Genomic DNA, 22,433 nt, shown 5'->3' with positions numbered 1-22,433 from the left:
TTTATTTGTATTTTTTTAATTTTCTGCCACCATTCTTGTCACCAGTGTTGTTATCTCACTTTGAAGATTTTTATCAGTTTGAGATAGTTTCTATTCTTTTCCTAGCAAAGTATAATAATCGATCGACTAAATCATAAATTTAAGACTTTCGGTTACTCTAAATGGCAAGACAGCTCACTAGTTTAAATTTCAACTCTTTTTTTGCAGGTATTGGTGGGTTTGACTTGGCCTTTGAAAATCAAGGGTTTAAGCCTAGTTTTCAGTGTGAAATCAATACATTCTGTCAAAGTGTTCTTCAAGAGCGATGGCCAGATGTTCCTTTACATGGAGATATATCTAGTTTGAGCTCATCTGATATCCCTGAAGCAACGATTTGGTGTGGTGGATTCCCTTGCCAAGATCTTTCTGTTGCTCGAGGTTCTAAAGGGCGAGATGGCCTACGTGGAAGCAACTCCGGTTTATTTTATCCGTTCTTTGATCTAATAGCATCGCATAAGCCTGAAGCTTTAATTATTGAGAATGTGGCTGGTTTACTAAGTTCACATAATGGTCAAGACTTTCGAATTATTCTAGAAAAACTCACCAGTATCGGATATGCGGTTGCTTGGCGAGTCGTCAATAGTCGCTTTTTTGGAGCACCTCAATCAAGACCGCGAGTTTTTATTTGTGCTTTTAGAGGAAACCCTATCAAGGCGTTCTCGACATTGTTCGAAGAAGAAATTGGACAAAAGCCAAAGGGCTTGAGGCAAGCATTTTTGGATGTCAGCGAATGTCAAAAAAGTGGAGCCAAGGTAGCGCAGATAGCTTACTGTCTGGCTGCAACATCGGGCAGACATACTGGGACCGATTGGAGCAGAACTTATGTGTCTTACCCTGATGCGGTAAGAAGGCTTACGCCATCAGAGTGTGAAGGCATTCAAGGTTTTCCTAAAGATTGGACTTCAATCAATAGCAAGTCAGGCAGTGATTCTGATACAGATAGATACCACGCTCTAGGGAACGCAGTATCTGTTCCAGTCGTTGAGTGGATAGCCAAGCGTTTGAAGCAAGAGATTATGGATTCCAAGAAGCCAGTTTCAAGTGAAAGTCTGATAGAAAATTTGCTTAAAAGTCATGGTCAGGTAGTACAAAAATTTAGAGAACAAGACTACTTGAATTTAGTTCTAGACCCAAATGGCGATGAGCAGAAGTTAAAGTGGATGTCTGGTGGAATAGCATTTGAAGGTAAATGTTTAGACTTTAAAGCAACGGAATTTCCACGTGATATCATTCCTTCAAAGCTAATAGATGTTATTGAAAAATCGAACGTAGACCAAAAATATTTCATTAGTGCTAATGCGGCTGAAGGAATACTTCGCAGAGTAAAAAGTCAAAATCGGAGCCTGTTCGGTCCATTGAACGAAGCCCTAGTTACTATGGCGAAAGGCAGAGAAGCAGCTTAAACGTAGAGGGTTATATGGATTTTGTTGTTATTAGATTAGGTAAGGATAGTGTTGATGATATTAGGGCTCTGGACACTTACAAGGGTGAACTGTCAGAAACCTTACCTTTAAAGTTCCGTTGCCATCAAGTTGAACAAGCTATAGTTGATAAGCTCATATCCGGAAGTGTTTACTGCTTTATATATTTAGGTTCCGATAATAGTAAAGGTATACCTACGAGTTGGCAAAAAGGCATAAGAGCCCTTGGTAGAATCAGTTCGATTGATGGGAGAGTTAGCTTTAAATCAGAGGCAACAGTCAATATAGACTTGGTGAGTATTTTTCCTGCAAGCCTTGGTTCTACACACTTTTTGGAAGTTACGCCTCAACTTTTTAGAGAGTTTAGTCAATACCCAGTAATTGGCCTTCAAAGTTCAAGAAACAATGCAATTCAATATGTTAAAGGTGAAGACAAACAAGATACAGCTTCTCTGGTCAATGCAATTAATACCTTGTATCCAAGGTTTAGGCTTGATTTAGCTCGTCATGCAAGCGAATTACTGTCATTAATTGAGTCTGAAGAGGGGGAACTTGAAGGATATGAAGCTGAAAGTGAAGAGATGCTTCATAGCTTTGGCTGGGGCAAGGAATACCCTTTAAATACCGTTCTGATTCGTACCGAGCAAAGAACTGTAGAAAATGTAGTTGATAGAATCCGCAAAAATAGATTTAAGCTAGATCCTGATTTTCAGCGGGATTTTGTATGGACTTCTTCAATGCAATCTAAGTTAATCGAATCTTGTTTGATGAAAATACCATTACCGGTGTTCTATGTTGCAGAAGATGAAGAAGGTAGAATTGTTGTAGTTGATGGCTTACAACGGCTCACAACATTGTTCCGTTTTCTTAATGACGAGTTTCCGTTACGTGGTTTCGCTATTAATAGCCTAAAGTTTAGTGAGCTACCAATTAAGCTCCAAGAGAGAATAGAAGATACTCAACTCATCTTTTATATTTTGGATGAAAAAGCTCCCGAACGTGCGAAACTAGACATATTTGATCGTGTCAATGGGGGGAGCCCATTAACTAGGCAGCAAATGAGAAACTGCTTATATAACGGGAAAGGTACTCGCTTTGTAAAAAAACTCTCCGAATTAGAAATTTTTAAGAAAGTTACGGGTGGTAGTTTTGACCCTAAGACGATGAGAGATAGAGAAGTGATTAATAGGTTCTTAGCTTTCTCGCTATTTGAGTATCGTGCTTATCGAGGTGATATGGATGACTTTTTGGCTAGAGCGTTAAAGACTTTAAATCATCTTGGGGACTCTGAACTAGATAGTCTTGAAAATAAGTTTGTATTAGCGTTAGAAAATAATTATCAACTATTTTCTAGCCACTCCTTCAGAAAGTCTTTATTTGGTGCTATGCCATTTAGTTCACGATCTGTTATTAATATAGCGTTGTTTGATGTATTTAGCTTTGCTCTTTCGACGGTGGAGCTAGATTTAGTAGATTCAATAGCTTTGAAAAGTAAACTTGAAGGATTATTAGCAAATGAAGAGTTCCTAGATTCTATATCTATAGGAACGAATAGTACTCGAAAAGTACATATGAGATTCTCAAAAGTAATGACTTGTTTGGAGGAATTTAAATGATCAATAAAATAGACCTGACAAACTTTAAATGCTTCAAACGGCTGGCTCTACCACTTACAAACCTTACTGCTCTGACTGGATTTAATGCTTCCGGTAAGACATCTACTATACAGTCTATTTTGCTTCTTGCTCAAAATATCCAAAAGACCAGACAAGATGATAAAATTAGTTTAAACGGCCCATTAGTACGATTGGGAAGCCCCGGCGATGTTTTATATGAAGAATCAAGTACTAAGTTAGCTAAGGTTTCTATCGAGAGCGAAAACGAAGAAATTTCTTTGTCGCTAGATTTCAGTAAAAGAAATGCTGACCGTACGGTTGATATTGATAATCTTACCTTGTCGAGTAGCCAGGGTGTTTTTGAGTGTAATAGTACATCAGTTCTTTTTTCCCAAGTGATGGGATCTCGTTCCTCAATATTTGATTCAATAAAGAATATTGTATATTTGAGTACGGGACGCCAAGATCTGGATTCGCTATTCCCCACATCACATGACAATTGTGAGTTTAATGTAGGGGAAAAAGGCGAATTTGCTCCTTGGTTGTTTGATATATCGAAAGATAATGAGGTATGTTCAAGCAAAAGGCATCCAAGTGAAATGGCGGATAGTTTCCGTAGGCAATTTAATGCGTGGTTTGGTGACATCCTGCAAGGAGCGGAAGCAGATACGCAGTTAATAGAAAATAGTAATTTTGTTAGGCTCTTATTCCGACATAATTCTACTAGTGAATGGAGAAACCCCACCAACATTGGTTATGGGTTGTCTTATGTGTTCCCTATTGTCGTTTCGGCTTTACTTGCTAGACCGGGAGATATTCTAGTAATCGATAGCCCTGAAGCTCATTTACACCCTCAAGGTCAATCGAAAATGGGGGAGTTTCTGGCAATGATAAGTAGTTCTGGAGTGCAAGTAATTATAGAAACTCATAGCGACCATGTGATTAATGGTTTACGTTTGGCAGTTTCTCGCTCGCTTATTTCAAGCAGTCAAGTGGGTATGCATTTTTTCAATTCAAGAAGTGAACATGTAATTTCACCGCTGATTGATAGTAATGGTCAAGTTAGTGAATGGCCTGAAGGGTTCTTTGATCAGGCAGAAAAGGATTTAGCTGAGCTTTCTGGTTGGTAATAAATATGGCATGGTTTATTAACGAAGTTTCGTTTACGGGACAATATGAGACTTGCAGTGCATTTATTGAGCATCTTAAACTATTACTAAAACTTAGACAGAGCAACTCCAGAATTAATAGTAGCTTGTATTGTTCAAGGCACTTACCAAATTTGAAGGTTTCAGGTGACTACACTTTTAGAGATGCTGTTAATGCTGAAGGCAATAAAGATTTAACGCGACAAGTTTTAGGGTGGCTGGATAAGAAGGGGCCATTCATTGATGCTATTAGAGAGCAAATAGATAATGATGACTTTGAGCTCTTTGATACAGTTGTCACCGACTATGCTGTTGGAGAAGCAGCAAGGCAAAAAATTCATGGTAATTATGCCGCTCTATATAGCTTAGAGACCCCTGTGTTTGATATGTCTCTTACTCCTTTAGTTATCAATCAAATTGATGAAAATTTACAAGTACTAACACATGAAATTGATAATTATTGGCTCTTAGATGAATTAGTAAAAAGTGTAGAAGAGCAAAGAGTTGCACCGAGAACTTGGCGAGAAATGTTGGATCTAATCACTGAGTCATGCTCCAGCCTTTGTTTGAGTGAGGAGCTTGAAGAACAGCTCATCCCACACCCTTTTAGCCATGTAATTTGTAAGCATATCTTATTTTGTATGCATATCTTGAATCGTGTTGTTGATAGTCGTGATACCAACGGGGAGTATACTGAGGAAACACATCAACTTTTAGAACAGTATTTCTTAGGTGATGGGGCAATGATCACGGATGAATCAGCTCAAAATAAAGCCTCTCACAAGAAAAATATGACTTTCAAAGATCCTAGGGATACAGAGAAAGAAATATTTTGCTCTTGGCACGCGAAGATATCATATCGATACTTTAGAGTTCACTTTGAATTTCCGCTTGAGTCGACTAAAAAGCAGATGGCCATATGTTACATGGGCCCAAAAATCACAAAGAGATAACAGTGAAGCAGTGTTTGAGATAAATAGGTGTTATGTAGCATCACTAACTTTAAGTCATTATTTGTACAACAGCACCCAATAGCGTGAATTTGGTATGGTTTATTGCTCTATATAAGTTAATGATTTTGATTCATGACCATCTTCTTGATTGTAAAAGAGTTCTATTGCCAAAGACGTATGATTGTCTTTTCTCAGTAAGTTTTCCAAAGCGTTTCTCCTCAAAATTTCAGATGAGATGCTTTTATCCTCAAGCTCGATAAGGTGTTCATTGATTTCGGCTTCATTGACATAGATATGAGATTCATCTTTATGACGGCTCAGAGCGACATAAGTCTCTCGTTGTCTCATTCGGCCTGAATACAAAGTGAATGTATTACCGTCTATAGTCGTACCCTGAGAGCTGAAAACGGTTAAAGCGTAAGCATGACAGAGGTTTAAGCCTATTTGGTCACTATATTCTGACGCTCTAAAGGACACGATACGTTTATCATCGAGTTCAATTGAGAGCTTTGTATCACTATCACTTAATTGCGAGATTTCCTTAATGGTGCCTAAAGTTCCGTTTGAAACTTGAAAGCGTCGATACTCATTACGGCAAAACTTAACCCTATCACCCACGGAATATTCATACTTAAACTGCTTGTCAGCAACACTGCAAGTTAGTTCGACATTTTCCGTTCCCACTTTGCCTTCACGAATGTAAATCTCGCGAATTGCTTTACTTAGCTTTTTAACGTCTTTCCATTCGCGAGCTATTACCAAGGATTGCTTTTCAGGGTGAGTCATTTGATACTTTTCCCAATCGCTTACCAGCTGCTGAATAGCATCTTCGTTAGTCTCAGCCCAATGCACGCAATTATGGTCATTAAGCGTTACTAGAGCTTGTTGTGAGCGTTTATCTCGCAGATTTACGACTACTTGTTTTGCCCAATCTTGGCGCTGGCGACGGATTGTTTCAATCCTTTGGGTACCGAGAACTTCCGGTCGAGAAAGAAAGCGTAGGGCACCACCGCGATTGATGGCATCAAGCTGTTTGTCCTCTCCTGTGAGAATGATTTTGCAATTAGATACTCTTGCTTCGTGTAGCAGTTGCTGTAGATCGGTGCTTGGGATAAGTCCCGCTTCATCAACTACAAGTATATCAACGCCGCTAAGTGGATGCTTATCACCGTTGATAGATGAAACCAGTGAAGCAATGGTTTGCGATTGAATGCCTGTTTCATGCGTTAGGTTGTCAGCCGCCTTTTTGGCAATGCACGCCCCCCTGATTTTCATACTTCTCTTTTCATATGCAATCTTTGCAGCAAGCATCAACGTTGTTTTGCCTGCCCCAGCACTACCTTGAGTGATAGAGAGATTACCTGAGCATAAAGTGTATTGGATGGCTTCTTTTTGTTCTTCATCGAAACAAAACCCAAGCCGATTCTCGGCTAGGTGGATCGCCTCACTGACTTCCGTCAATTCAATTTTGTGTGAAACTCGCTTCGCCAATGTTTTAGCATCATTAACCATAAGTTGTTCACAAGTTAGAACATCCTGAGTGGTGAACTGACGGGAGAATGCGTTTTTAGCCTGCAAAGGCATTAGATCCTCACTCTGTTTTGCTAAGCGTGTTAGATTTTCTGCTTGTGCAGCATTGCAGCCGTTGTGTGATGCTTCTACAGCGACAACTCTGTAAAGATCTTGTTCAGTGAAAACCGCTTTATTGTTACTGAGCCCCGACAAGATGGATTCGAGCTCTAGCCGAGAAGGTGGTAATTCTTTTTCGTCATTAGTTAAGCGCTCAATGTAAGACTCTGATAGTCCATACTTTCCAAGTTCACCTTTCCAGCTCTCCAAAAGTTGGCCTCGCACGACATTTCTTTTCGCCTTTCTGGTGAGAATTTTGAACGATGCGCCTTGCTTACTTGAGCTACTTTGTATCCCTGCTTTTTTTAGCTCATAGTCAATCTCCTGAGCACGGCTAGAGAAGGCATCACATGCTTTCTTTGACACGCCTTTGAGGTGAAAGGAGTCTCCATCGGGTTCAATGCCAAACCCAAGTTCTCGCATTTGGTAAGCGAGCTCAGCCCTATAAATTGCTCCACACGCCATCTTCCAATGGTAAAGGCTTTCAGAGGCTAGTGAACCCCAAGTATCATCCATGCGTGGAGCTGCATTCAGAGCTAGCATATGAGTATGCAGCTGAGGCTCTTCATTTCTGTTTGTGCAGTGATTAAAACAGGCGAAGATTAGGCCAGCAGTTCGTTCATATTGCGAAGATGTGTTCCCTCTGCGAGTCAAAGCCACTTGTTGTTCCATAAATCGAATTGTTTTTTGTACAGCGACATCTATAGCTTTCTCTATGCTTTGTCTTCTCTTATGTGATGAACTAGCCCACGCAAGGCTGACACTTTTGGGGGCGCTAAGTGTACAGTCCCATGCAGCCCGACGATTATCTTTCCCAGCGTTTTGAACCAAGGCTTCACCAGAGGGAGAAAACCCAGCCATTAGCATGTTGTAGTCGTTATCCCCAATGGTTTTATTCTGTAATCCAAATATCTTAGAACCAAGACCATACCAGATGCCTTTAGGCTCGCCGTGGCCAGAGTAATAGTCTTCTTTTGCTAAATCGGCGTAATAGGCGATGTTGTTAACGGGACTAATTGACATCATGGCTTGAATTCCTTTTGTTCAGTCTATTTGTCTGGTGAGTTGTCAGAGGTTTCGAGTTGATACTAGTTAACCACTTTGCTGGGATTTTTTTTGGAGCACTTTTTATGCCTTTAAACAATGGCCACCTAAGCTTGTAAACTGATCTCCACCCGGGTATTTGCATGTAACCTTCAACACCTTGCTGCGTTGGCTGACTCAAATGAATAAGATCTGATTTTCTAACAAGTGGCCGCTCAACCCTTGTTCCGATGCGCCTGCGGTGTTCGTAGTTAGGAATTTCTGCTTCGTATTGGCCGAATATGTTTGCTGTTTCTTCAGCGTCTTGCCCCGCAGCTCCCATTCGAAAGGCGATAACATTAGACAGCAGGTTCAAAATAGTGCTTGTTTCATCTTTTCCGTAAATGTCATGGAGCTGTGAAATAGATTGTGTACAAAGAACAGTTCGTGCTCCGTTAGCTCGCGCAAGCTCTAACCATTTTGAAATACTCGGATTTCGAGGAAGGTTGGCAAACTCGTCAATGAATAACCATGTTCTTCTTTTCGATGAGTAGCTTCCACTTAGGTAGTGCTTGGTCATAAATGAAATAATGGCATTACATAAAGGTTCTCCAAGGCTTTGGTACTGACTATCTGCTTGAATGATGACGATATTCTTCGTGGTATCTGTCTTTACCCACTGACTAAGACTAAATTCTACTTTTACCTCTTTAGGCCACGCTTTTGCTAGATCTTCAATCCAGCTGAGTTTGCTCATTATGTGAACATAGAAGCTTTGAGTCGTTTTCGAATGCGGCTCAAGTAAGCTGTTCGCCAAAGGGTAATGCTCTACAAATATGGAACGTGCTACTTCTGGGGTGAAGGTAAGTTGCTTGTACAGATCAGTCCACCCCCATGTGCGACTTTGTTTATTGATTAATTTCATCAACATACTAACGAGGATGATTCTTGCTCCCTGATCCCATAGTGGATCTACGTTCGCAGAGTTGGGAATAAGACATTGTGCGAATAGCTCTGCATCTTGCTTGCTTTGATATCGTGAGAGATATTCCACTTTGCCCCCCGCTCATCCCATGGAGCTATCAAGACGCTTGTTTTTTTGCGATAAAAGCTTTCGGTATATTCACCTTTTTCATCGTAGATAACTGCATTGTCACCGCGTTCAATTGCTTGCTTAACAAGAGGTTTGAATACAGTTGATTTGCCAGACCCAGTCGTTCCAAGTATGAGGAAGTTGTTTTGCTCTCTCGCTAGAGAGATTTTAATTTTTGGATGAACATTGATACCAGGAGAGGTAATGCTGCTTAGCCTGAGATCTTTCTTGTGCATGGTTCGAGCATGTTTGATGGCTTTTTTCCCCAAGTAAAACTTGGGGCCACTCACATGAGTCAACTGTTTTGCAGCTTCTCGACTTTTGATGCAAAACAGTACAAACAGTAGCGACACTGAAAACGATAATACGAATGGAGTTAACACGTACTGAATGATGACCCCAGTGCTTTCTAACTGAAAAATGCTTTGCCATAAATCAAGTGATGCTATGGGTGCCGCGTAGCTGTTTAAGCTTGATAGCCAATCCAATGACAAAGAAACTAACGTCACAAAACTTTGATTGGTTGATACAGCCCAGTAGGTACTTATCGAAATACAAGCAACAGGAATCGAAAGCATTATGCTCGAGACGAAGGTAATTAGAGCGGTATTTGTGCGAGTTACTGAGTGCATTACTTTCCCTTTGGAGCTAGGTTTGAAAGGTATTTCTTTTTAGCTTGTAAGCGTTGGTTTTCATCTAACCCGGCTATTGCAGAAACCATTTTGAAAATTCGTTTTTCTAATCGCCGCTCGAGGGAATCTATTTTCTCGTTTGTGTCTTGTTGGTTAAGTTTGTCGTCGACAATTGATCTAATGAAAGCCGAGTTATTCATATTTTTATCTTCCGCTGCTTGGGAAACTCGGTTATATTGATGTCTCGTAACACGTAAAGTTATTGTCTTTTCTGTGTTCGGTTTTTTCTTCGAATGCGTCATTTTTTTTCCTTATGGTGTATTCAATGTAAACACTCTGAATTTGTTAGGTTTTTTTGCGGAAAATCTAGACAATGTATTCAGAGGGTCACACATGCCAAGCCTTTGTTTCTATTGGCATTAACTCTAATTTAGTTGTATCGAAAAAGCAGAACTAGCGGCGTTCAGGTCTGAGTCTTTCCATTTGCAGTAAAACCCAGCAAAAGACAACCCATTTGATATGAGTAGGCGTTGTTATATTTCTTGCTAAGTTAGCTTTTGTTCCTGAAATTACTCGAGCGTAATTTGGGTTCTTTCCTTCAAGTTCATTGTTTGCGCTTTGAATCCCATCAGCCCTATCTAGTATTTTAAGGGTCTCCTTTGTACCAAAGTCGTTTGCTACTTTTATAGGGGAAAGACCGTGGAATTTTCCTATCATTAAGAACGCAATATATGCCTTGTACCTAGTGATCGAATCTTCGAACATTCTTTCAGTTGTATGCTTTAGCTCTTTTTGGACTTCAGTTAATTTTTTCATCTATCTTTTCCTTATTGGCTATCTAGCCAGTTGTGAATGTCTTTTACTTTCCATCCTAGTATTTTGTTTCCTGTATATATTCCATTTGGGAAACCCGCTTTAGGATTGTTTCTCAATCGATCCAATGTAGCTGGACTGATGTTTAGGGCCTGACAAACTTGTTGCCTGCGCAGTAACAAGGGGGATATTTTATTTTTCATATATAGAACTCCGTAAAGGTTGTGGATTACGTCATATGATATTGTTTGGTATTGGTAGTGCTCACACAAATGCACTAAATTGACTTTTTATTTAATTTGTGGTAAGCGATGGGCAGGCTGCGAACGATCTTTTGGGCTCATAAAGTACTTGAGCTTGAAACGCTAGAAAGCTTTATGGATACAAGCAAGGAACGTGAAGAAAAAATCACAAATGTTCTTGTGGAGAGGTATAAGAAGTGTGGTTCACTTCCCGGTGGAGATTATGTTTTTGATGCTGTCTTAGACTCTTTTTGTGATAAAGCAATATGGAAGAAATATTTATCGGGAGAGGTTATACCGACGTATAGCGAGGAAGGGAAACTGAGTACTTCTGCTGAAAGGGAGCAAATACACCCATACACCGTTAATCTTATAGAAGCTCTATTTCCAGAGATAGAAGGTGTATTTAAAAACGGCCCTTATGGTCTAATGTCTGTTCTTCAATCCAATAGTGCAGTAGATGCATTGGAACAGTTTGAGCTTAATTTAGCTCAATTTGCAAGAGAAACTGGTTATTCTAAAAAAACGTTCATTGTTCCTAATGCTGGCGATAGCATAGACAGTGTTGAGTTTGTTGAGCTGGAATTAACATGGAATGATATTCGATCGGAAATTAATCGGGAGCCTTATAGAATTTTTGATATTTTGTGCAGGTTTCTACCCGATATCGAACTGGATCAAAAATGGACTAAAGATAATGAGGCTTCATTGTTTTTACACATAATTGCGGGTTATGTAGAAGCCAGGTTCCTGAAAGTCATTCCGCATGTATACTCCAATGTCCCTGGTGTTGATGCAGCTCGGTTAGCTTCGATTGCAATTCACGATTATGAAAAAGGTGCCGAGGCAGGCATACTATATTTTGAAAGGCGTTATGGGATAGACAGGAAGCTCTGGTTTGATAGAACACTGTTCGGATCTAATATCAATGTATTTGATTTGGCTAGAAAAAACACACTAAAAGTTGCAGGCGAAGTCTTTCCTGAGCTGCAAGCTTTTGCTTTATAAGGCTTACTGATTTAACAGTAGTAAAGGGAATAGCTTTAGTGAGAGCTGTTCATACGCTTCTCTTCTTTCCGCCAGATAGTCATACGTATCATAAGTTCCCTCTACTCTAGGGAACTTGTGATTTAAGCACCTTTCTGCAATGTGTGAAGGGATTTTGCAGCTCGCTAGCAGAGTCCTAAATGTTCTCCTCAGGTCATGAACCGTAAAGTGTTCAATATCAACTTCTTCATGTTCTAGTAATTTGTTCAGAGCTGCATTTAAAGTGTCCGGCGAAATGTGGCCAAACCTTTTCGATGCTCTCCGTTTGGGGAACACATATTCGCTATCAGCAGCTCTTACTCTTAGCTCTTCAAAAATATCCCAAGCAACTGGAGGGATAGGAACTGTAATTGGATTCGAGTTTTTTGTTCTACTTTCTGGGAGATGCCACAACTTTGTGTCAAAATCGAACTCCTCCCATTTCGTTGCGATTAATTCTCCCTTTCTAACTCCAAGAAGTAGAAGCAAGCAAAGCGATAAGTAATTTTCGCGAACGAAAATATCGTTATGCGATTTCACCGCTTTAAATAGATACTCGATCTCATTGATTGATAACGCTCGCCTTCTCGGCTTTTCTTCACCACCCGCATCATGAATATCAAACGCTGACGCAGGGTTATATTTGACTAACCCCATTTTTATTGCGTGATTGAATAGTTGATTTAAGTAGCTTAAAGCATCGTTGGAAATCGATGGCCTACCATCGTTACAGATAGATCTTATAATTTGCGCTATGTCTCTTGGTTCAACTTTGTCCACAGGCATTTGACCAATGAAGGGTGATATATCTTTACGATAGACTCTTTCCGGTATTTGGGGATTCTTGAGTCTCTTCTTTTTTACAGAGAGCCAGTCTCCGGCAAGCTGGTCGACAGTATCAAATTCTATTCTTTTAGGGCGGGACTTGCTTAGCTGAGGGTCAATTCCTTGAGCTATATCTTCTTGTAGGATGATTGCTTTCTTTAGAGCGTCACCAAGTTTAATTCCAGATGGAGGTGTGCCATATTTCGCTATTTTGAACTCTTTTCTTTTTTTATTCAGGGTGTAGCGAATAGTCCAACAGGCTGAGTTTGGGCGCACCACACGAAAGTACAAGCCGTCAGATATACAATGCCTTGCAGGGGTGCCTTCAATCATCAATCTAATAAGCTGATTGTCTTTCACTAGAGCTCTCCAGGAATGGTGACAAGTTTTCTAATCATAGCATTGAGATTAAATTTTTGTCACCATCCTGTCACCATTTGTCAGATTTTAGATGATGTTTTTTGATTACACCTGAGTACACGCATGCTTTTAAGTGATTGTTTTTGAATGCTTACGAATACATCTGATTTTTGATGAGTTCCTATTCAATGTTTTGGATCTGTTTATTGGTTATCAATATTAAATCTCTATATAACAATATCTTAACGGTTCTGTTCGTTTGATTGTTATTTCTTGCCCACCAATGTGCCCACCATGTTGCTTTCCTTAACATGAAGCTGGTTGCTGCATCGCTTTCTCTAATAACTTAATGAAAGATAAGCAATCACCAACATAATTAGGATAAGCATCTGCCAATTGAGCCATGTTTTTGGTGGACACTAAAAGTGTATTTAGACCTTCTACGTTTGAAATAGCATTTTCTATTTCGTTGTATATTGATATTGCTTGATTATGGTTTTCGAGTTCTTGTATGACCATTGTTTCTAGCTTACTTTCATTAATAACAAGAAGCACATGCCTAGTCGTTTTGGAGTCTAAGTTTGGTACGCTTTCAGACATCATGTTAAATGACCTTAAACGGCTAAGTGCATTTATATCATTATTTAGATCTTGCAGGCGCGATGCAAAATAAATAAGTTCTTCTGGTGATAAAGTAACCGCTCGTTCTTCACTCGCAATATACTGACTCATTATGGATAGTAACTCTTCCCATTTTACCTGTTTCGAAGTTTTTTCATTATCAGGACTGTGCGAATGTGTTTTAATGTTGGTTCTTTCCAGAATGTCAATAATCTCTACTGTTGTAGCCCAAATATGCTGCATTTTGGTTCTTAGCTGGGCTTCGATATTAAATGCTTTTCCGCTACTATGCTCGTATCGGTATATGATATGAACACTTCTGTAGCCGCAATCATTGGGCTTAGGTTCAGCAATATAGTCATGTACGTTTTTTATTTTTATTTTTGTTTTTGCTTCATTTTCAATTGTTGCTGTTAGTTTTTCTCGAACTTTTCTTAAGGAACTAATGTCGGGGAAAATAGCTCTACAACCGCCAATATCATTCATGTTTGTTACGCATGTTTGATTGTCGGTTATTCCATCCAATGATTTTCTTTGTAGCTTATTTACTATAGTTTCTAGACGTTTAAGACGTTTTACTGGGGTGACTGAAACGCCTATCTCTCTACAGCACCTCCCGATCAAATAAGCAATAGTGTTAAGTGGCTTTTCATGTGCGGCTCTGAAAGTTTGAATTGTGCTGGTTGCTGACTTTAAATCGCCTTCTTTTTTACGTAGACGGCGTCCTGCTTTTTTGACTGAATTATTGCTATAGGAAAAGTCTTTTGCTGTACTTTCATCACTAGCCTTAGCTAGAAACTCTTGAAAGTTAAAAGGGTAGTCTTCAAGGAAATCTTTTGAGGATTCAATTGCGGAGGGAGTGTCGTCAATCTCGAAACTGACGACACTTTTGTGTTCTCGGCTCACAAGCTGCTAGTGTGACCAGAATTTTTTATCTGAGTATAGTGGCCTTGTATCAAGTTATCTGGAATGATTTTCTGATGAGTCCCATCCCAAACTTTTTTCCAAGGGCTGCCTTCTCTATGGGTTAGCTCTACTAACTGAGGTCCTGTTAGGTGGCCAAGCTTTGCAACAACATCTTCTAGTATTGACTCGCTTTCAGGGTCTAGCGATATATCCAGGCGCTCAGTGATGGGTTTTGCCCCGTAACACTTAAAGCGAAAGTACACTGAAGGAACAACAGGACCAAATTTCCAAGCAAATACGTCGTCGGTAATAAGTGGTCTTTGAAAATGAGCTAGTGACAACCCGTGACAAACGTATGTGAGCTTTTGTAGTTGCAGATTTGTGAAGCATTTACCTTGCTTTGTCGCATGTTTGAGCAAGCTCAAAGCCACGTCAACTGCGCTATAGGTATGGTACGCTTTCATTTTTGTATCCCCGATTCTCTACGACTATTTTTAAGCTGAAATAATAAATAGATTTAGTGTAATACAAGGTTCTAACTAAAGATAGTTAACTCTATGCAACAATTATACAACTTATGCAGTGAGCCCAAAAGTAATGGCTTATAAAGTCTAAAGTGTTTCTTTTAGATGTTAAGAGGAGGAGGGGCCCATCATCACAACTGCATTGCCTTCATGGTTTTCAATTATTTTAGCTGCATTTGAATTAGCAAATGTGTGCATAAAGCAATGGTGTACAGTTAAAACTAGATCTTGTAAGGTCGGATCTTCTTCTAGATCAGATATACTCAGCCCGCAGTTTTTTGCTTCATCAATATTTATATGACGAGCGTGTGTTTTTGAAGCTTCATGCTCATTCAGAAAACTGACGATATCTTGTGCCTTAGCTTCTGCTTCAGAATCGCCCCTAAACATTACATTGACAAGGCTTCTTGCTACCATTTCATCAGCCATTTTTATTGCATTCTGGCACTCTCCAATGAAGGTAGGGTGGTACTTTCCTATAATGGTTTGCCAAATTGGAATGCTTCCAGGGTCTGCCTTTACCCGATCAATTGCTGTCTCAAACTCTTTGATTACACCGTGTGCTGGAATGCCGCCGAATTGCGGGTCGATAGGACCTATGTTTGATTGCTTGCCCATATATATTTCCTTGCATGAACAAGCCATCATAGTCCCGCGAGACATTGCTATTTGAGGTACAAATGCAACGATATCGCCATCAAACATTCTATGTAAATAATCAATTATCGATTCTGTTGCTGCCATATCACCGCCTGGTGAGTGCAACAGTATATCTAACCCTTTCGAGCGATCTAGATTATGGATAGAAGCCATGAAACCATTTTTGTCATCATCATTGATACTAGATACAGACAAACCTGGCTTTTGCAACCATCCTGAATAATAAGCTATGACATTTCTATTACGGTGTGCGCTTAGTTCAAGCAAATATTTTCTGCGAACGTCGTCCAATGCATCTTTTCTGTTAGAGCTTTGAAGCTCTAAAAGGACTTCATTCCAACTAGGCATTAGGCGAATTCCTTTATTCTATTTCAGGTTATTGGCTTGCAGAAAAAGAGTAGGTTGTCTCTGTATCTTTTAACATAGACACCTTTTCAAAGGGTCTACTATTGTTTGTGTATGTTGAGTGATTAGGATTGGAATTCTTAGTGATTTCAAGGTAAGCATTATTAATCTCGTTTTGAGTCATCAATACTACCTGGTTACTGCTTTGAGTCTTACTCATGTACCTTCCCCTCTAAACTTAAAGCAAGTTTAGCATCAATATTATCAATATGTCGATTTTAACCATCAAATAAGCTGAGTTATTGGAGCTTACCCACACGTTAGCTACTTAAATAAGATAGCATGTTAAAAAATTGGTTCAGAAAAAAGTTTTAATTAATCACACGTAAAAATATCTCTATAGCTACGGTACTTAGCCTAAAGGCCGCAGAGATTTCCCCCTCCCCCCTACTTTTACAATTTAATTAATTCTCTTTCAAAGCCTTGTATAGCCTAGCTTCTTGCTTGTATATTTCGTCATGTACACCCGAAGCGGCATCGACTATCTAGAGCGCTAAGGTAACGCCATTGTGTGAGTAGAAAGTTCAAAATTTTTCTAAAAAAGCACTAGATTCTGCCCTTTTTATTACAAAAAACTGCAAATTTTAGGGCCTTTTTTCGGTTTTTTTGCTTGTAAGCCGTATTTTTGTCGCCAAATTCCTTGGTTTTATCTGGTAAAACATGAATTCAAAACGCTTTATGTTACGTGTTTGTTAAGGCGCTTTAAGCCGAAAAGAAAAATAATAACTGAGGGTAATGCCAAGATAATGCCAAGCATTTGCAAGTATTCGTATGGCAGTGGGTGACGCCCATAGGGTTCAGCTATCCACATGTAGCAGGTACAGCATAACGCCCACCCGGAACTTGCCAGCAGAAATGAAAAGATAAGATGTTGACTAAGAATTGGAGTGTCTATGTCGTTATTTGATTTTGCTGTATTAAAGCTAAAATAGATTAAGCTAATGAGGGCACAGGCAGCGCTGATTATGCCCGTTATGCCGCTTACAACTTCCCAGTCCACAACAGTTCCTTCTAGTACTCGATGATTAATTTCTTGTAAGCATTTTGCGTGATGGCTTTTGTAGAGCTGCAATTTCGAGCTCTAATTTCTCAATCTGTTTGTCTAGTAGCTTATCTTGCCTTGGCTGTATAATGGTATGCCATTTCCAAAAGCCAAAAACAATGAGAGTGATGGAAATGCCGATAAAGGCTCCGATAAACTTAGAGTACCAAGCATTGTTTGATTTATCGACTTTCGCTTGAATAGTTAACAATTCTATCTTTGCTAATTGCCCTACGGACGGTTCCTTGAGCTCTTCCAATACACTTAATTCTAGAAAGCGATCAGATGCTCGTTGTTGAACTCCAGAATAGTTTATTAAAAACAGCGTCATACCGCTGATAAGTAGAAGCAAACCAAATAACGCATAGAACTTATATATGTTGTCTGTTGGCAACGGAATCCTAGACTGCAAACGATTTCCTTAATGATTTTCAAGCGATAAGGTGTTGTTGCGATTAGCTAATTTTAGCCACGAAACATAAGTTTCATGACTTTACATTTTGATTTTAGATTTATCAATAAATTTGCTGAGGTGGTTTAGTGTCCCCTAATGTGTAAACCAACTTGTGTTCGAATCGCTCAAACCCGAAGTTAGATCCCTGAATTTGAATTAGTTTCGATTTGTTCTTTAAGTACTTAGTGGCATCTAAGTATGGCCAGTAAGCTAATTCACCATGACTTTTAAAAGAGCGGCCGCTATCGATCATTCTTTCGGCTCTGCTTTCTTTAATCTTGGCAAAATCAGCTAGAAACTTTGGCTTTATTTCTGTCCAAACAAAGAGGTCGATGTCGCCCACGGGGCCTTTAGTTGTTAGATAGCTCCCAAACAAAGCAACTTGGCTTACTTGGCACAAGTAGTCATCGTCATTATTGATATCAATAACTCTATCTAAAAAGGCCTTGAAGTGTCGATCAGCAGTACAGCGTTTATAAGGTTTTGCTGCGGTGGCTTGTGCCAACGCTGACCCCTTCATTGTTCTTTGCCATTTGCCTAATCGTTGTTCTAAATAACCCTCTGATTCAAAAGCTTGTATTTGTTCTTGTGCTTCTTTCTTTGATATTGAAAATCGCTTTGCATAGCAGGCTACAGTAAAGCCATTATGATAATTCCTTACAGACACCATTTTATCCCTGGCTATGACTGCTGGTAGATTCGCGATTGTTGAATCTCTATTTATACGCATTTGTAACTCCTTCTATCTATTCGTTATTTTGTTCATCAAAACCCACGATTTTGGATTCATATAAATCAATGGGTTAAGTCGTATTTGGGACGCAACTTATAAACTGTCTCAATTGGTGTTTTCGGTATCGAATAAGGCTCTGTCTCCTGCCACATAGGTGTCGACTAGATCCTGCTCATTGTTGTCTAAGTAATTAATGGTCGTTTCGGGTTTGCTGTGATTCAGCAACTGTTGTAGTTCTTCGAGTGTTACACCTGCTTGTTGGCGTAATCGTGAGCCTGATTTTCGTAGCGAATGCGTGCCTAGGTTTACGCCACCCAAGCGGCCACAGGAGCGTCGCCATTTAATTACGTCCGGCTCTACCTGGCACATCCACCGCCAAGCTGTTTTTCTACTGAGTGGTTTTCGCTTTCCTCCATAACGGCTTTCAAATAGATAAACGGCATTAGGGGCGCTTTCTCTCATTTCGCTTAATAATTTAATGGCGTGAGGTGTTAAAGTGATTACCTTAAGCTTTTGAGTTTTGCTTTCGATAATTGAAAATTCACCGGTATTAAATGAAGCATCGATCTGTTGTGTTTCGATTGCTAACAGGTCACTTATCCTTAAAGCCCAAAGCGCGGTAAGTTCAGCTAGCCATCTTGCCTTTTTGCCATGATTCCGCTCCAATGCAGCTAAGATAATCTTAAATTCATCCCTATTTCTTGCTGAGTGAACTCTCGACATTGTGATCTACTCTCCGCCTGTTACTTTGACTAAAATATCTTCTCCAATTTCACTGAATAATCGAAATACCTGCGTTAGATCCTCTGTATGTAAATCACCCACATGCTCTCCTAATGCTAAGTGTGAGATTGCAATAATTTGAGTGGCTTTGGTTTCAATGATGTCTAAATCATTTTGGTTTATTGATGTAGTTTTCATCGTGAGAACACGCCTCGCTTAAGTCGTTGGTATGGCTTATATAAAGCACACCAGAAATGGGTATAAACCGCTGATAGGTATGCTCATCGATTATTTGTCGTAACTATATGAATATATGAGCTTTACTAAATTTTCCCCGTACCATTAATTGGTGTTTGTAGTAGCAGACTTACTCTTTGTTTGTACCAGTTCTTGGTATTAACCCCTGCCGGTTTAAACCCGTTTCTGGTATGGGTAAGTTGATTCACTTTATCTATTCCAGTCGTTTCTAATTGGTGCTTTTGTTGGTTTAACTGTCATAACGCCTTTTCCCCTATATTCGTCAATCGCTTCCCAAGTTATGGCATAAAGGATTGGCGGCAATCCGCCTAATCGTTGGCTTGTTCCAGTGCCTGTTATTTCAACAAGGCGATGTTTTATGAGTGCTTTAAGTGCATTCCTCATAGTGTCTTGCCCTCCAAAATATGGCTTCATTTGCTCCCAAGTACAGGTTAAGTTTCCATTGTTATAGCCATTCCATTGCCGAACCAGGAGAGTAAGCAGCTTAAGCGCATTGCCGTGTATTTCAGCAAAGCTAGCTGAATCGACTACACAATGGGGAATGCTGATGTAGCGCTTATGGGCGCTTCTACTTTTGCTTTTTCTCGTCATAAGTTGCCTATACAGGCTATGAAGTTGATTGCCCTAACCAAGCAGTAACTAATGAAATTTTGTCTCCGTAATCCATAATGGTTTCAAAATCACTGAGACTGTCTGCTCTAGCTGCTCCAAAATAGGTGCGCACTGCTTTGCCATCTCGGCATTTGAGTACCGTAAAGTGCAAAGGCTCTAAACCTTTGTAAGCTAAAACAGTGCCGCGCCTTTGGTATATATGCGCATCGTCGACTGGTAGCTCTAAGCCATTTCTATAGAGGCGTTTCATTTTTTAGCCTCTGAGTGTTTTGGTGAGGTGTTACGAGATAATTGTATTGCAGGCAATGTAGGCTGATAAATAAACCACAGTAAATCTGATAATAACCAAGCTACTGATTTGGTTCCTAGTCTTACTCTTTTAGGGTGTTTATTTTTACGCTCTAATGCCCAAGTTTGAGATCTTGAAAGACTGGTTATATTTTTACGTTCTGCCTCTCGAACAAATCGGTCCGATTCTCCAAGAGAGTCGAGTAAAACTTGGCGCTGCTCTAAAGTAGGTTTCGTGTATTCATTCAGCATGGTATTCCATCACTTGTGTTTATAAGTTCAGGAATATCATGGCTCGTATTGTATTAAGTTTGTCCTTATCTTCTATGGCTTGAAAGTTGCGGATTAAACTCTGGTCTTTACTGGATGTTATTCCAAAGTCGTTCAGAGAATTCGAATGATATTACTTCTAAAGCATGTTTTCTGACTTTGTCTGAAATCTCTTTTTCGGTGAACTTCCCAGGCTTAATTACGGTAGCAAGCAATCTGTTTGAAATAGTCGTTTTTTGTGATTGAGCCCATAAGGTAAGATCTAGATACTCAAAAACAGCACATGAAAAAATAAGCTCCAGCTTTTCGTTGATTCTGAATTTCTTAGGCTGCTTTATGCCGGTTTCTTTACGAATTTTAGATAACCACTTTTGAAACCCCTCCGTTAATTCTTTGTCGGTTGAATTTGCCAAGTTCACTCCTGCAAACACTTCACTTGTGCCTAACTGGAAACCAAGCTCGGTTCTTTTGTGTAATGGTGAAAACGCAAAATCAATATGTTCACTAGCAAACTTTCGCGCACATACAGAGGGAATTAAAGTTGGAAACTTGATATGTATTTGAGAGGCTATATCAAGAATGTGGCTTATATTTAGTTCCTCAACACTTTGGTTGCATGCGTTAGGCGTCAATTGCTGCTCTGGTTGTAAGACACGTACTTGGAATAGCTCTGCTTGCTCTAGTGTATTCAGTTTCCCTTCGCTGAGCTGAAGATGAACAATTCTTCTAGCCGTTAGTTCCTCTTCTATCTGTCGATTCGACGCCTTTGTTTTAATTGATAAATAACGACTTTCGGTATACCAGGAAGGTAGCTGACTTTTGTATTTTATCTTAGGCATCTGTTTACTTATTTATAATTGGGGAAACAAGATCTGCAACTTTGAGGTGGGCCTCTCTTCGCTCATCAATATAATCGTGCCGATCGTAAATTCCTTCTACACCTTTTAGTTTGTGGTTTAAGCATCGCTCTGCCACGTGTCCAGGAACTCCTTGTTGAGCAGCCAGTGTTCTAAAAGTTCGTCTTAAGTCATGAGGGGTAAAATGAAGCATGTCGCCCATTAAATTAGGTGATGGTTTTTGCCTACCAGGCTCTCGACCAAACATTTTGCTGATAGCTCGATTGAGAGTATCGTTGCCCATGTGAGGCTTTTTCGAGATTCTTCTAGGAGGAAATAGGTAATCTGAACCACAAGCTCTTATCTTTAGTTCATCTAGCCAATCTTTGGCTTGTGGAGGTATGGGTATAGTTATTGGTGCGCCTGTTTTACTCCGCCCCTCAGGAAGGTGCCAAAGTGACTTATCGAGCTCAAATTCACTCCACTTAGCGCAGCAAAGTTCACTTTTTCTTAATCCAAGTGTTACAAGTAGTGCACAAGCAAGGTAATTATCTCTCGTAAAGCTAGCGCTATGCTTCCTAAATAATGAAAATGCCTTTTCTAACTCTTCCAAGCTTAAGGCTCTGTCTTTGCTAAGCTCGACTCCTCCTGCATCAGATACAGTAAAAGCACTCGCTGGATTGTGAGCAATTAAGTCGAGTTTAATCCCGTGACGAAATAGCTGTTTCATATATATCAGAGAGTCATTGGCAATGCTTGGTCTTTCTGTTGCAATGCGCTGAATAATCGCCCTCACATCTCTTGCGTTTACTTGATCAAGAGGAATATTGCCAATCGAGGGTTGTATGTCTTTGGTGTAAACCCTTTTAGGAATTTTGGGGTATTTGAGGCGCTTAGATAGGTCTGTTTCAAACCAGTCATTAAATAAGTCATCTACAACCTTAATCGACTGTTCTTTAATTCTTTTCCTAACCAAAAGTGGATCGGTACCAGACTTAATTTCTCTTTTCTTTATTGCTGCTTCTGCATTTGCATCTGCAAGAGAGAGGTAAGGGTATTGTCCTAGGGTTAATTCTTTGCGTTTTCCGGCTGCTGTATAGCGTAGCATCCAATATGGGGTTGCATTGTTTCTCACTACAAAATAAAGCCCGCCCCCGATGGGGTGCCGCTTTGGTGAACTTTTCGCTAAAGATTGAATTTTCTTTGCAGTAATTGTTGTCATAGCTTCCTCTGCCCACCATACATGTAACGGAAGTATTTTTAATCCCACCGTTATGCCCA

General features: G+C 39.8%; 22 protein-coding genes and 1 pseudogene. 5 read left to right on the top strand and 18 right to left on the bottom strand.

Features of this window, described 5'->3' with window-relative positions:
* The first annotated feature begins 161 nt into the window (after positions 1–161).
* Genes LQZ07_RS23935 through LQZ07_RS23920 form a run of 4 tightly spaced genes read left to right on the top strand, consistent with a single transcriptional unit; the run spans position 162 to position 5,177 of the window.
* Positions 162–1,442 (top strand): DNA cytosine methyltransferase, encoded by a 1,281-nt coding sequence (locus LQZ07_RS23935; protein WP_152785241.1) that lies wholly within the window; start codon positions 162–164, stop codon positions 1,440–1,442.
* A 14-nt stretch (positions 1,443–1,456) separates the two neighbouring features.
* Complete coding sequence (locus LQZ07_RS23930; protein WP_152785243.1) at positions 1,457–3,076, top strand: DUF262 domain-containing protein; 1,620 nt, start codon at positions 1,457–1,459, stop codon at positions 3,074–3,076.
* Positions 3,073–4,206 carry a DUF3696 domain-containing protein gene (locus tag LQZ07_RS23925; RefSeq protein ID WP_152785245.1) on the top strand — a complete coding sequence of 378 codons (1,134 nt, stop codon included), beginning with the start codon at positions 3,073–3,075 and terminating at the stop codon, positions 4,204–4,206. The genes LQZ07_RS23930 and LQZ07_RS23925 overlap by 4 nt, the downstream gene beginning before the upstream one ends.
* A 5-nt stretch (positions 4,207–4,211) precedes the next feature.
* Complete coding sequence (locus tag LQZ07_RS23920) at positions 4,212–5,177, top strand: hypothetical protein (protein ID WP_152785246.1); 966 nt, start codon at positions 4,212–4,214, stop codon at positions 5,175–5,177.
* A 99-nt stretch (positions 5,178–5,276) separates the two neighbouring features.
* Here LQZ07_RS23920 and mobF read toward each other — a convergent pair whose 3' ends face one another.
* From mobF to LQZ07_RS23895, 5 genes and pseudogenes are all read right to left on the bottom strand, one after another.
* Entirely contained in the window at positions 5,277–7,832 is a 2,556-nt protein-coding gene (gene mobF / locus LQZ07_RS23915; RefSeq protein WP_152785248.1) for a MobF family relaxase, read from the bottom strand.
* A pseudogene (locus LQZ07_RS23910) lies at positions 7,819–9,056 on the bottom strand (type IV secretion system DNA-binding domain-containing protein). Before LQZ07_RS23910 ends, mobF begins: the two are co-directional and overlap by 14 nt.
* Positions 9,057–9,553: 497 nt before the next feature.
* Positions 9,554–9,856 (bottom strand): hypothetical protein, encoded by a 303-nt coding sequence (locus LQZ07_RS23905; protein WP_152785250.1) that lies wholly within the window; start codon positions 9,854–9,856, stop codon positions 9,554–9,556.
* 151 nt (positions 9,857–10,007) lie between these two features.
* The gene (locus LQZ07_RS23900) at positions 10,008–10,370 is read right to left on the bottom strand and encodes a hypothetical protein (protein ID WP_152785252.1); all 363 of its coding nucleotides are present in this window, start codon (positions 10,368–10,370) and stop codon (positions 10,008–10,010) included.
* A gap of 11 nt (positions 10,371–10,381) precedes the next feature.
* Positions 10,382–10,570 carry an AlpA family transcriptional regulator gene (locus tag LQZ07_RS23895; protein WP_152785254.1) on the bottom strand — a complete coding sequence of 63 codons (189 nt, stop codon included), beginning with the start codon at positions 10,568–10,570 and terminating at the stop codon, positions 10,382–10,384.
* Between the two features lie 174 nt (positions 10,571–10,744).
* Between LQZ07_RS23895 and LQZ07_RS23890 the strand changes: the two genes are divergently transcribed.
* Positions 10,745–11,617 carry a hypothetical protein gene (locus LQZ07_RS23890; RefSeq protein ID WP_152785256.1) on the top strand — a complete coding sequence of 291 codons (873 nt, stop codon included), beginning with the start codon at positions 10,745–10,747 and terminating at the stop codon, positions 11,615–11,617.
* Positions 11,618–11,620: 3 nt separating this feature from the next.
* On the opposite strand, the gene LQZ07_RS23885 is transcribed toward LQZ07_RS23890, so the two are convergent.
* The 13 genes from LQZ07_RS23885 to LQZ07_RS23825 all read right to left on the bottom strand — a co-directional run bounded on the left by LQZ07_RS23885 (position 11,621) and on the right by LQZ07_RS23825 (position 22,374).
* The gene (locus tag LQZ07_RS23885) at positions 11,621–12,820 is read right to left on the bottom strand and encodes a site-specific integrase (protein WP_249483424.1); all 1,200 of its coding nucleotides are present in this window, start codon (positions 12,818–12,820) and stop codon (positions 11,621–11,623) included.
* 306 nt (positions 12,821–13,126) lie between these two features.
* Positions 13,127–14,347, bottom strand: coding sequence for a RelA/SpoT domain-containing protein (locus tag LQZ07_RS23880; RefSeq protein WP_249483420.1), 1,221 nt, complete (start codon positions 14,345–14,347; stop codon positions 13,127–13,129).
* Positions 14,344–14,811 (bottom strand): Panacea domain-containing protein, encoded by a 468-nt coding sequence (locus LQZ07_RS23875; protein ID WP_152785258.1) that lies wholly within the window; start codon positions 14,809–14,811, stop codon positions 14,344–14,346. The genes LQZ07_RS23880 and LQZ07_RS23875 overlap by 4 nt, the downstream gene beginning before the upstream one ends.
* A 168-nt stretch (positions 14,812–14,979) precedes the next feature.
* Positions 14,980–15,879, bottom strand: coding sequence for a S49 family peptidase (locus LQZ07_RS23870; RefSeq protein ID WP_152785260.1), 900 nt, complete (start codon positions 15,877–15,879; stop codon positions 14,980–14,982).
* A gap of 1,082 nt (positions 15,880–16,961) precedes the next feature.
* A complete protein-coding gene (locus tag LQZ07_RS23865) occupies positions 16,962–17,390 on the bottom strand; it encodes a hypothetical protein (protein ID WP_152785262.1) in 429 nt (142 codons plus the stop codon).
* 103 nt (positions 17,391–17,493) lie between these two features.
* Positions 17,494–18,162: a hypothetical protein gene (locus LQZ07_RS23860; RefSeq protein ID WP_152785264.1), complete on the bottom strand. Its 669-nt coding sequence runs from the start codon at positions 18,160–18,162 to the stop codon at positions 17,494–17,496.
* A gap of 108 nt (positions 18,163–18,270) precedes the next feature.
* The gene (locus LQZ07_RS23855) at positions 18,271–18,888 is read right to left on the bottom strand and encodes a tyrosine-type recombinase/integrase (RefSeq protein ID WP_152785266.1); all 618 of its coding nucleotides are present in this window, start codon (positions 18,886–18,888) and stop codon (positions 18,271–18,273) included.
* A gap of 6 nt (positions 18,889–18,894) precedes the next feature.
* Complete coding sequence (locus LQZ07_RS23850) at positions 18,895–19,086, bottom strand: hypothetical protein (protein WP_152785268.1); 192 nt, start codon at positions 19,084–19,086, stop codon at positions 18,895–18,897.
* Between the two features lie 249 nt (positions 19,087–19,335).
* Positions 19,336–19,737: a hypothetical protein gene (locus LQZ07_RS23845; protein ID WP_152785270.1), complete on the bottom strand. Its 402-nt coding sequence runs from the start codon at positions 19,735–19,737 to the stop codon at positions 19,336–19,338.
* A 16-nt stretch (positions 19,738–19,753) separates the two neighbouring features.
* Complete coding sequence (locus LQZ07_RS23840) at positions 19,754–20,008, bottom strand: hypothetical protein (RefSeq protein WP_152785272.1); 255 nt, start codon at positions 20,006–20,008, stop codon at positions 19,754–19,756.
* Positions 20,005–20,298, bottom strand: a complete 294-nt coding sequence (locus tag LQZ07_RS23835; protein ID WP_152785274.1) for an AlpA family phage regulatory protein — start codon at positions 20,296–20,298, stop codon at positions 20,005–20,007. Before LQZ07_RS23835 ends, LQZ07_RS23840 begins: the two co-directional genes overlap by 4 nt.
* Positions 20,299–20,405: 107 nt before the next feature.
* A complete protein-coding gene (locus LQZ07_RS23830; protein WP_152785276.1) occupies positions 20,406–21,155 on the bottom strand; it encodes a DUF6387 family protein in 750 nt (249 codons plus the stop codon).
* A gap of 4 nt (positions 21,156–21,159) precedes the next feature.
* Positions 21,160–22,374 carry a site-specific integrase gene (locus tag LQZ07_RS23825; RefSeq protein ID WP_152785278.1) on the bottom strand — a complete coding sequence of 405 codons (1,215 nt, stop codon included), beginning with the start codon at positions 22,372–22,374 and terminating at the stop codon, positions 21,160–21,162.
* Positions 22,375–22,433 lie beyond the last annotated feature (59 nt).

It is taken from the genome of Agarivorans sp. B2Z047, assembly GCF_023373605.1.
GTDB lineage: Bacteria > Pseudomonadota > Gammaproteobacteria > Enterobacterales > Celerinatantimonadaceae > Agarivorans > Agarivorans albus.
Note: the sequence above shows the minus strand (reverse complement) of the source record. Positions and strands in the feature narration are given on the sequence as shown.

Bases quoted from the DNA above. Each gene is read 5' to 3' on its own strand.
- LQZ07_RS23935 (WP_152785241.1), top strand. From the start codon at position 162: ATGGCAAGACAGCTCACTAGTTTAAATTTCAACTCTTTTTTTGCAGGT.
- LQZ07_RS23930 (WP_152785243.1), top strand. From the start codon at position 1,457: ATGGATTTTGTTGTTATTAGATTAGGTAAGGATAGTGTTGATGATATT.
- LQZ07_RS23925 (WP_152785245.1), top strand. From the start codon at position 3,073: ATGATCAATAAAATAGACCTGACAAACTTTAAATGCTTCAAACGGCTG.
- LQZ07_RS23920 (WP_152785246.1), top strand. From the start codon at position 4,212: ATGGCATGGTTTATTAACGAAGTTTCGTTTACGGGACAATATGAGACT.
- mobF (WP_152785248.1), bottom strand. From the start codon at position 7,832: ATGATGTCAATTAGTCCCGTTAACAACATCGCCTATTACGCCGATTTA.
- LQZ07_RS23905 (WP_152785250.1), bottom strand. From the start codon at position 9,856: ATGACGCATTCGAAGAAAAAACCGAACACAGAAAAGACAATAACTTTA.
- LQZ07_RS23900 (WP_152785252.1), bottom strand. From the start codon at position 10,370: ATGAAAAAATTAACTGAAGTCCAAAAAGAGCTAAAGCATACAACTGAA.
- LQZ07_RS23895 (WP_152785254.1), bottom strand. From the start codon at position 10,570: ATGAAAAATAAAATATCCCCCTTGTTACTGCGCAGGCAACAAGTTTGT.
- LQZ07_RS23890 (WP_152785256.1), top strand. From the start codon at position 10,745: ATGGATACAAGCAAGGAACGTGAAGAAAAAATCACAAATGTTCTTGTG.
- LQZ07_RS23875 (WP_152785258.1), bottom strand. From the start codon at position 14,811: ATGAAAGCGTACCATACCTATAGCGCAGTTGACGTGGCTTTGAGCTTG.
- LQZ07_RS23870 (WP_152785260.1), bottom strand. From the start codon at position 15,879: ATGCCTAGTTGGAATGAAGTCCTTTTAGAGCTTCAAAGCTCTAACAGA.
- LQZ07_RS23860 (WP_152785264.1), bottom strand. From the start codon at position 18,162: ATGCGTATAAATAGAGATTCAACAATCGCGAATCTACCAGCAGTCATA.
- LQZ07_RS23855 (WP_152785266.1), bottom strand. From the start codon at position 18,888: ATGTCGAGAGTTCACTCAGCAAGAAATAGGGATGAATTTAAGATTATC.
- LQZ07_RS23850 (WP_152785268.1), bottom strand. From the start codon at position 19,086: ATGAAAACTACATCAATAAACCAAAATGATTTAGACATCATTGAAACC.
- LQZ07_RS23845 (WP_152785270.1), bottom strand. From the start codon at position 19,737: ATGACGAGAAAAAGCAAAAGTAGAAGCGCCCATAAGCGCTACATCAGC.
- LQZ07_RS23840 (WP_152785272.1), bottom strand. From the start codon at position 20,008: ATGAAACGCCTCTATAGAAATGGCTTAGAGCTACCAGTCGACGATGCG.
- LQZ07_RS23835 (WP_152785274.1), bottom strand. From the start codon at position 20,298: ATGCTGAATGAATACACGAAACCTACTTTAGAGCAGCGCCAAGTTTTA.
- LQZ07_RS23830 (WP_152785276.1), bottom strand. From the start codon at position 21,155: ATGCCTAAGATAAAATACAAAAGTCAGCTACCTTCCTGGTATACCGAA.
- LQZ07_RS23825 (WP_152785278.1), bottom strand. From the start codon at position 22,374: ATGACAACAATTACTGCAAAGAAAATTCAATCTTTAGCGAAAAGTTCA.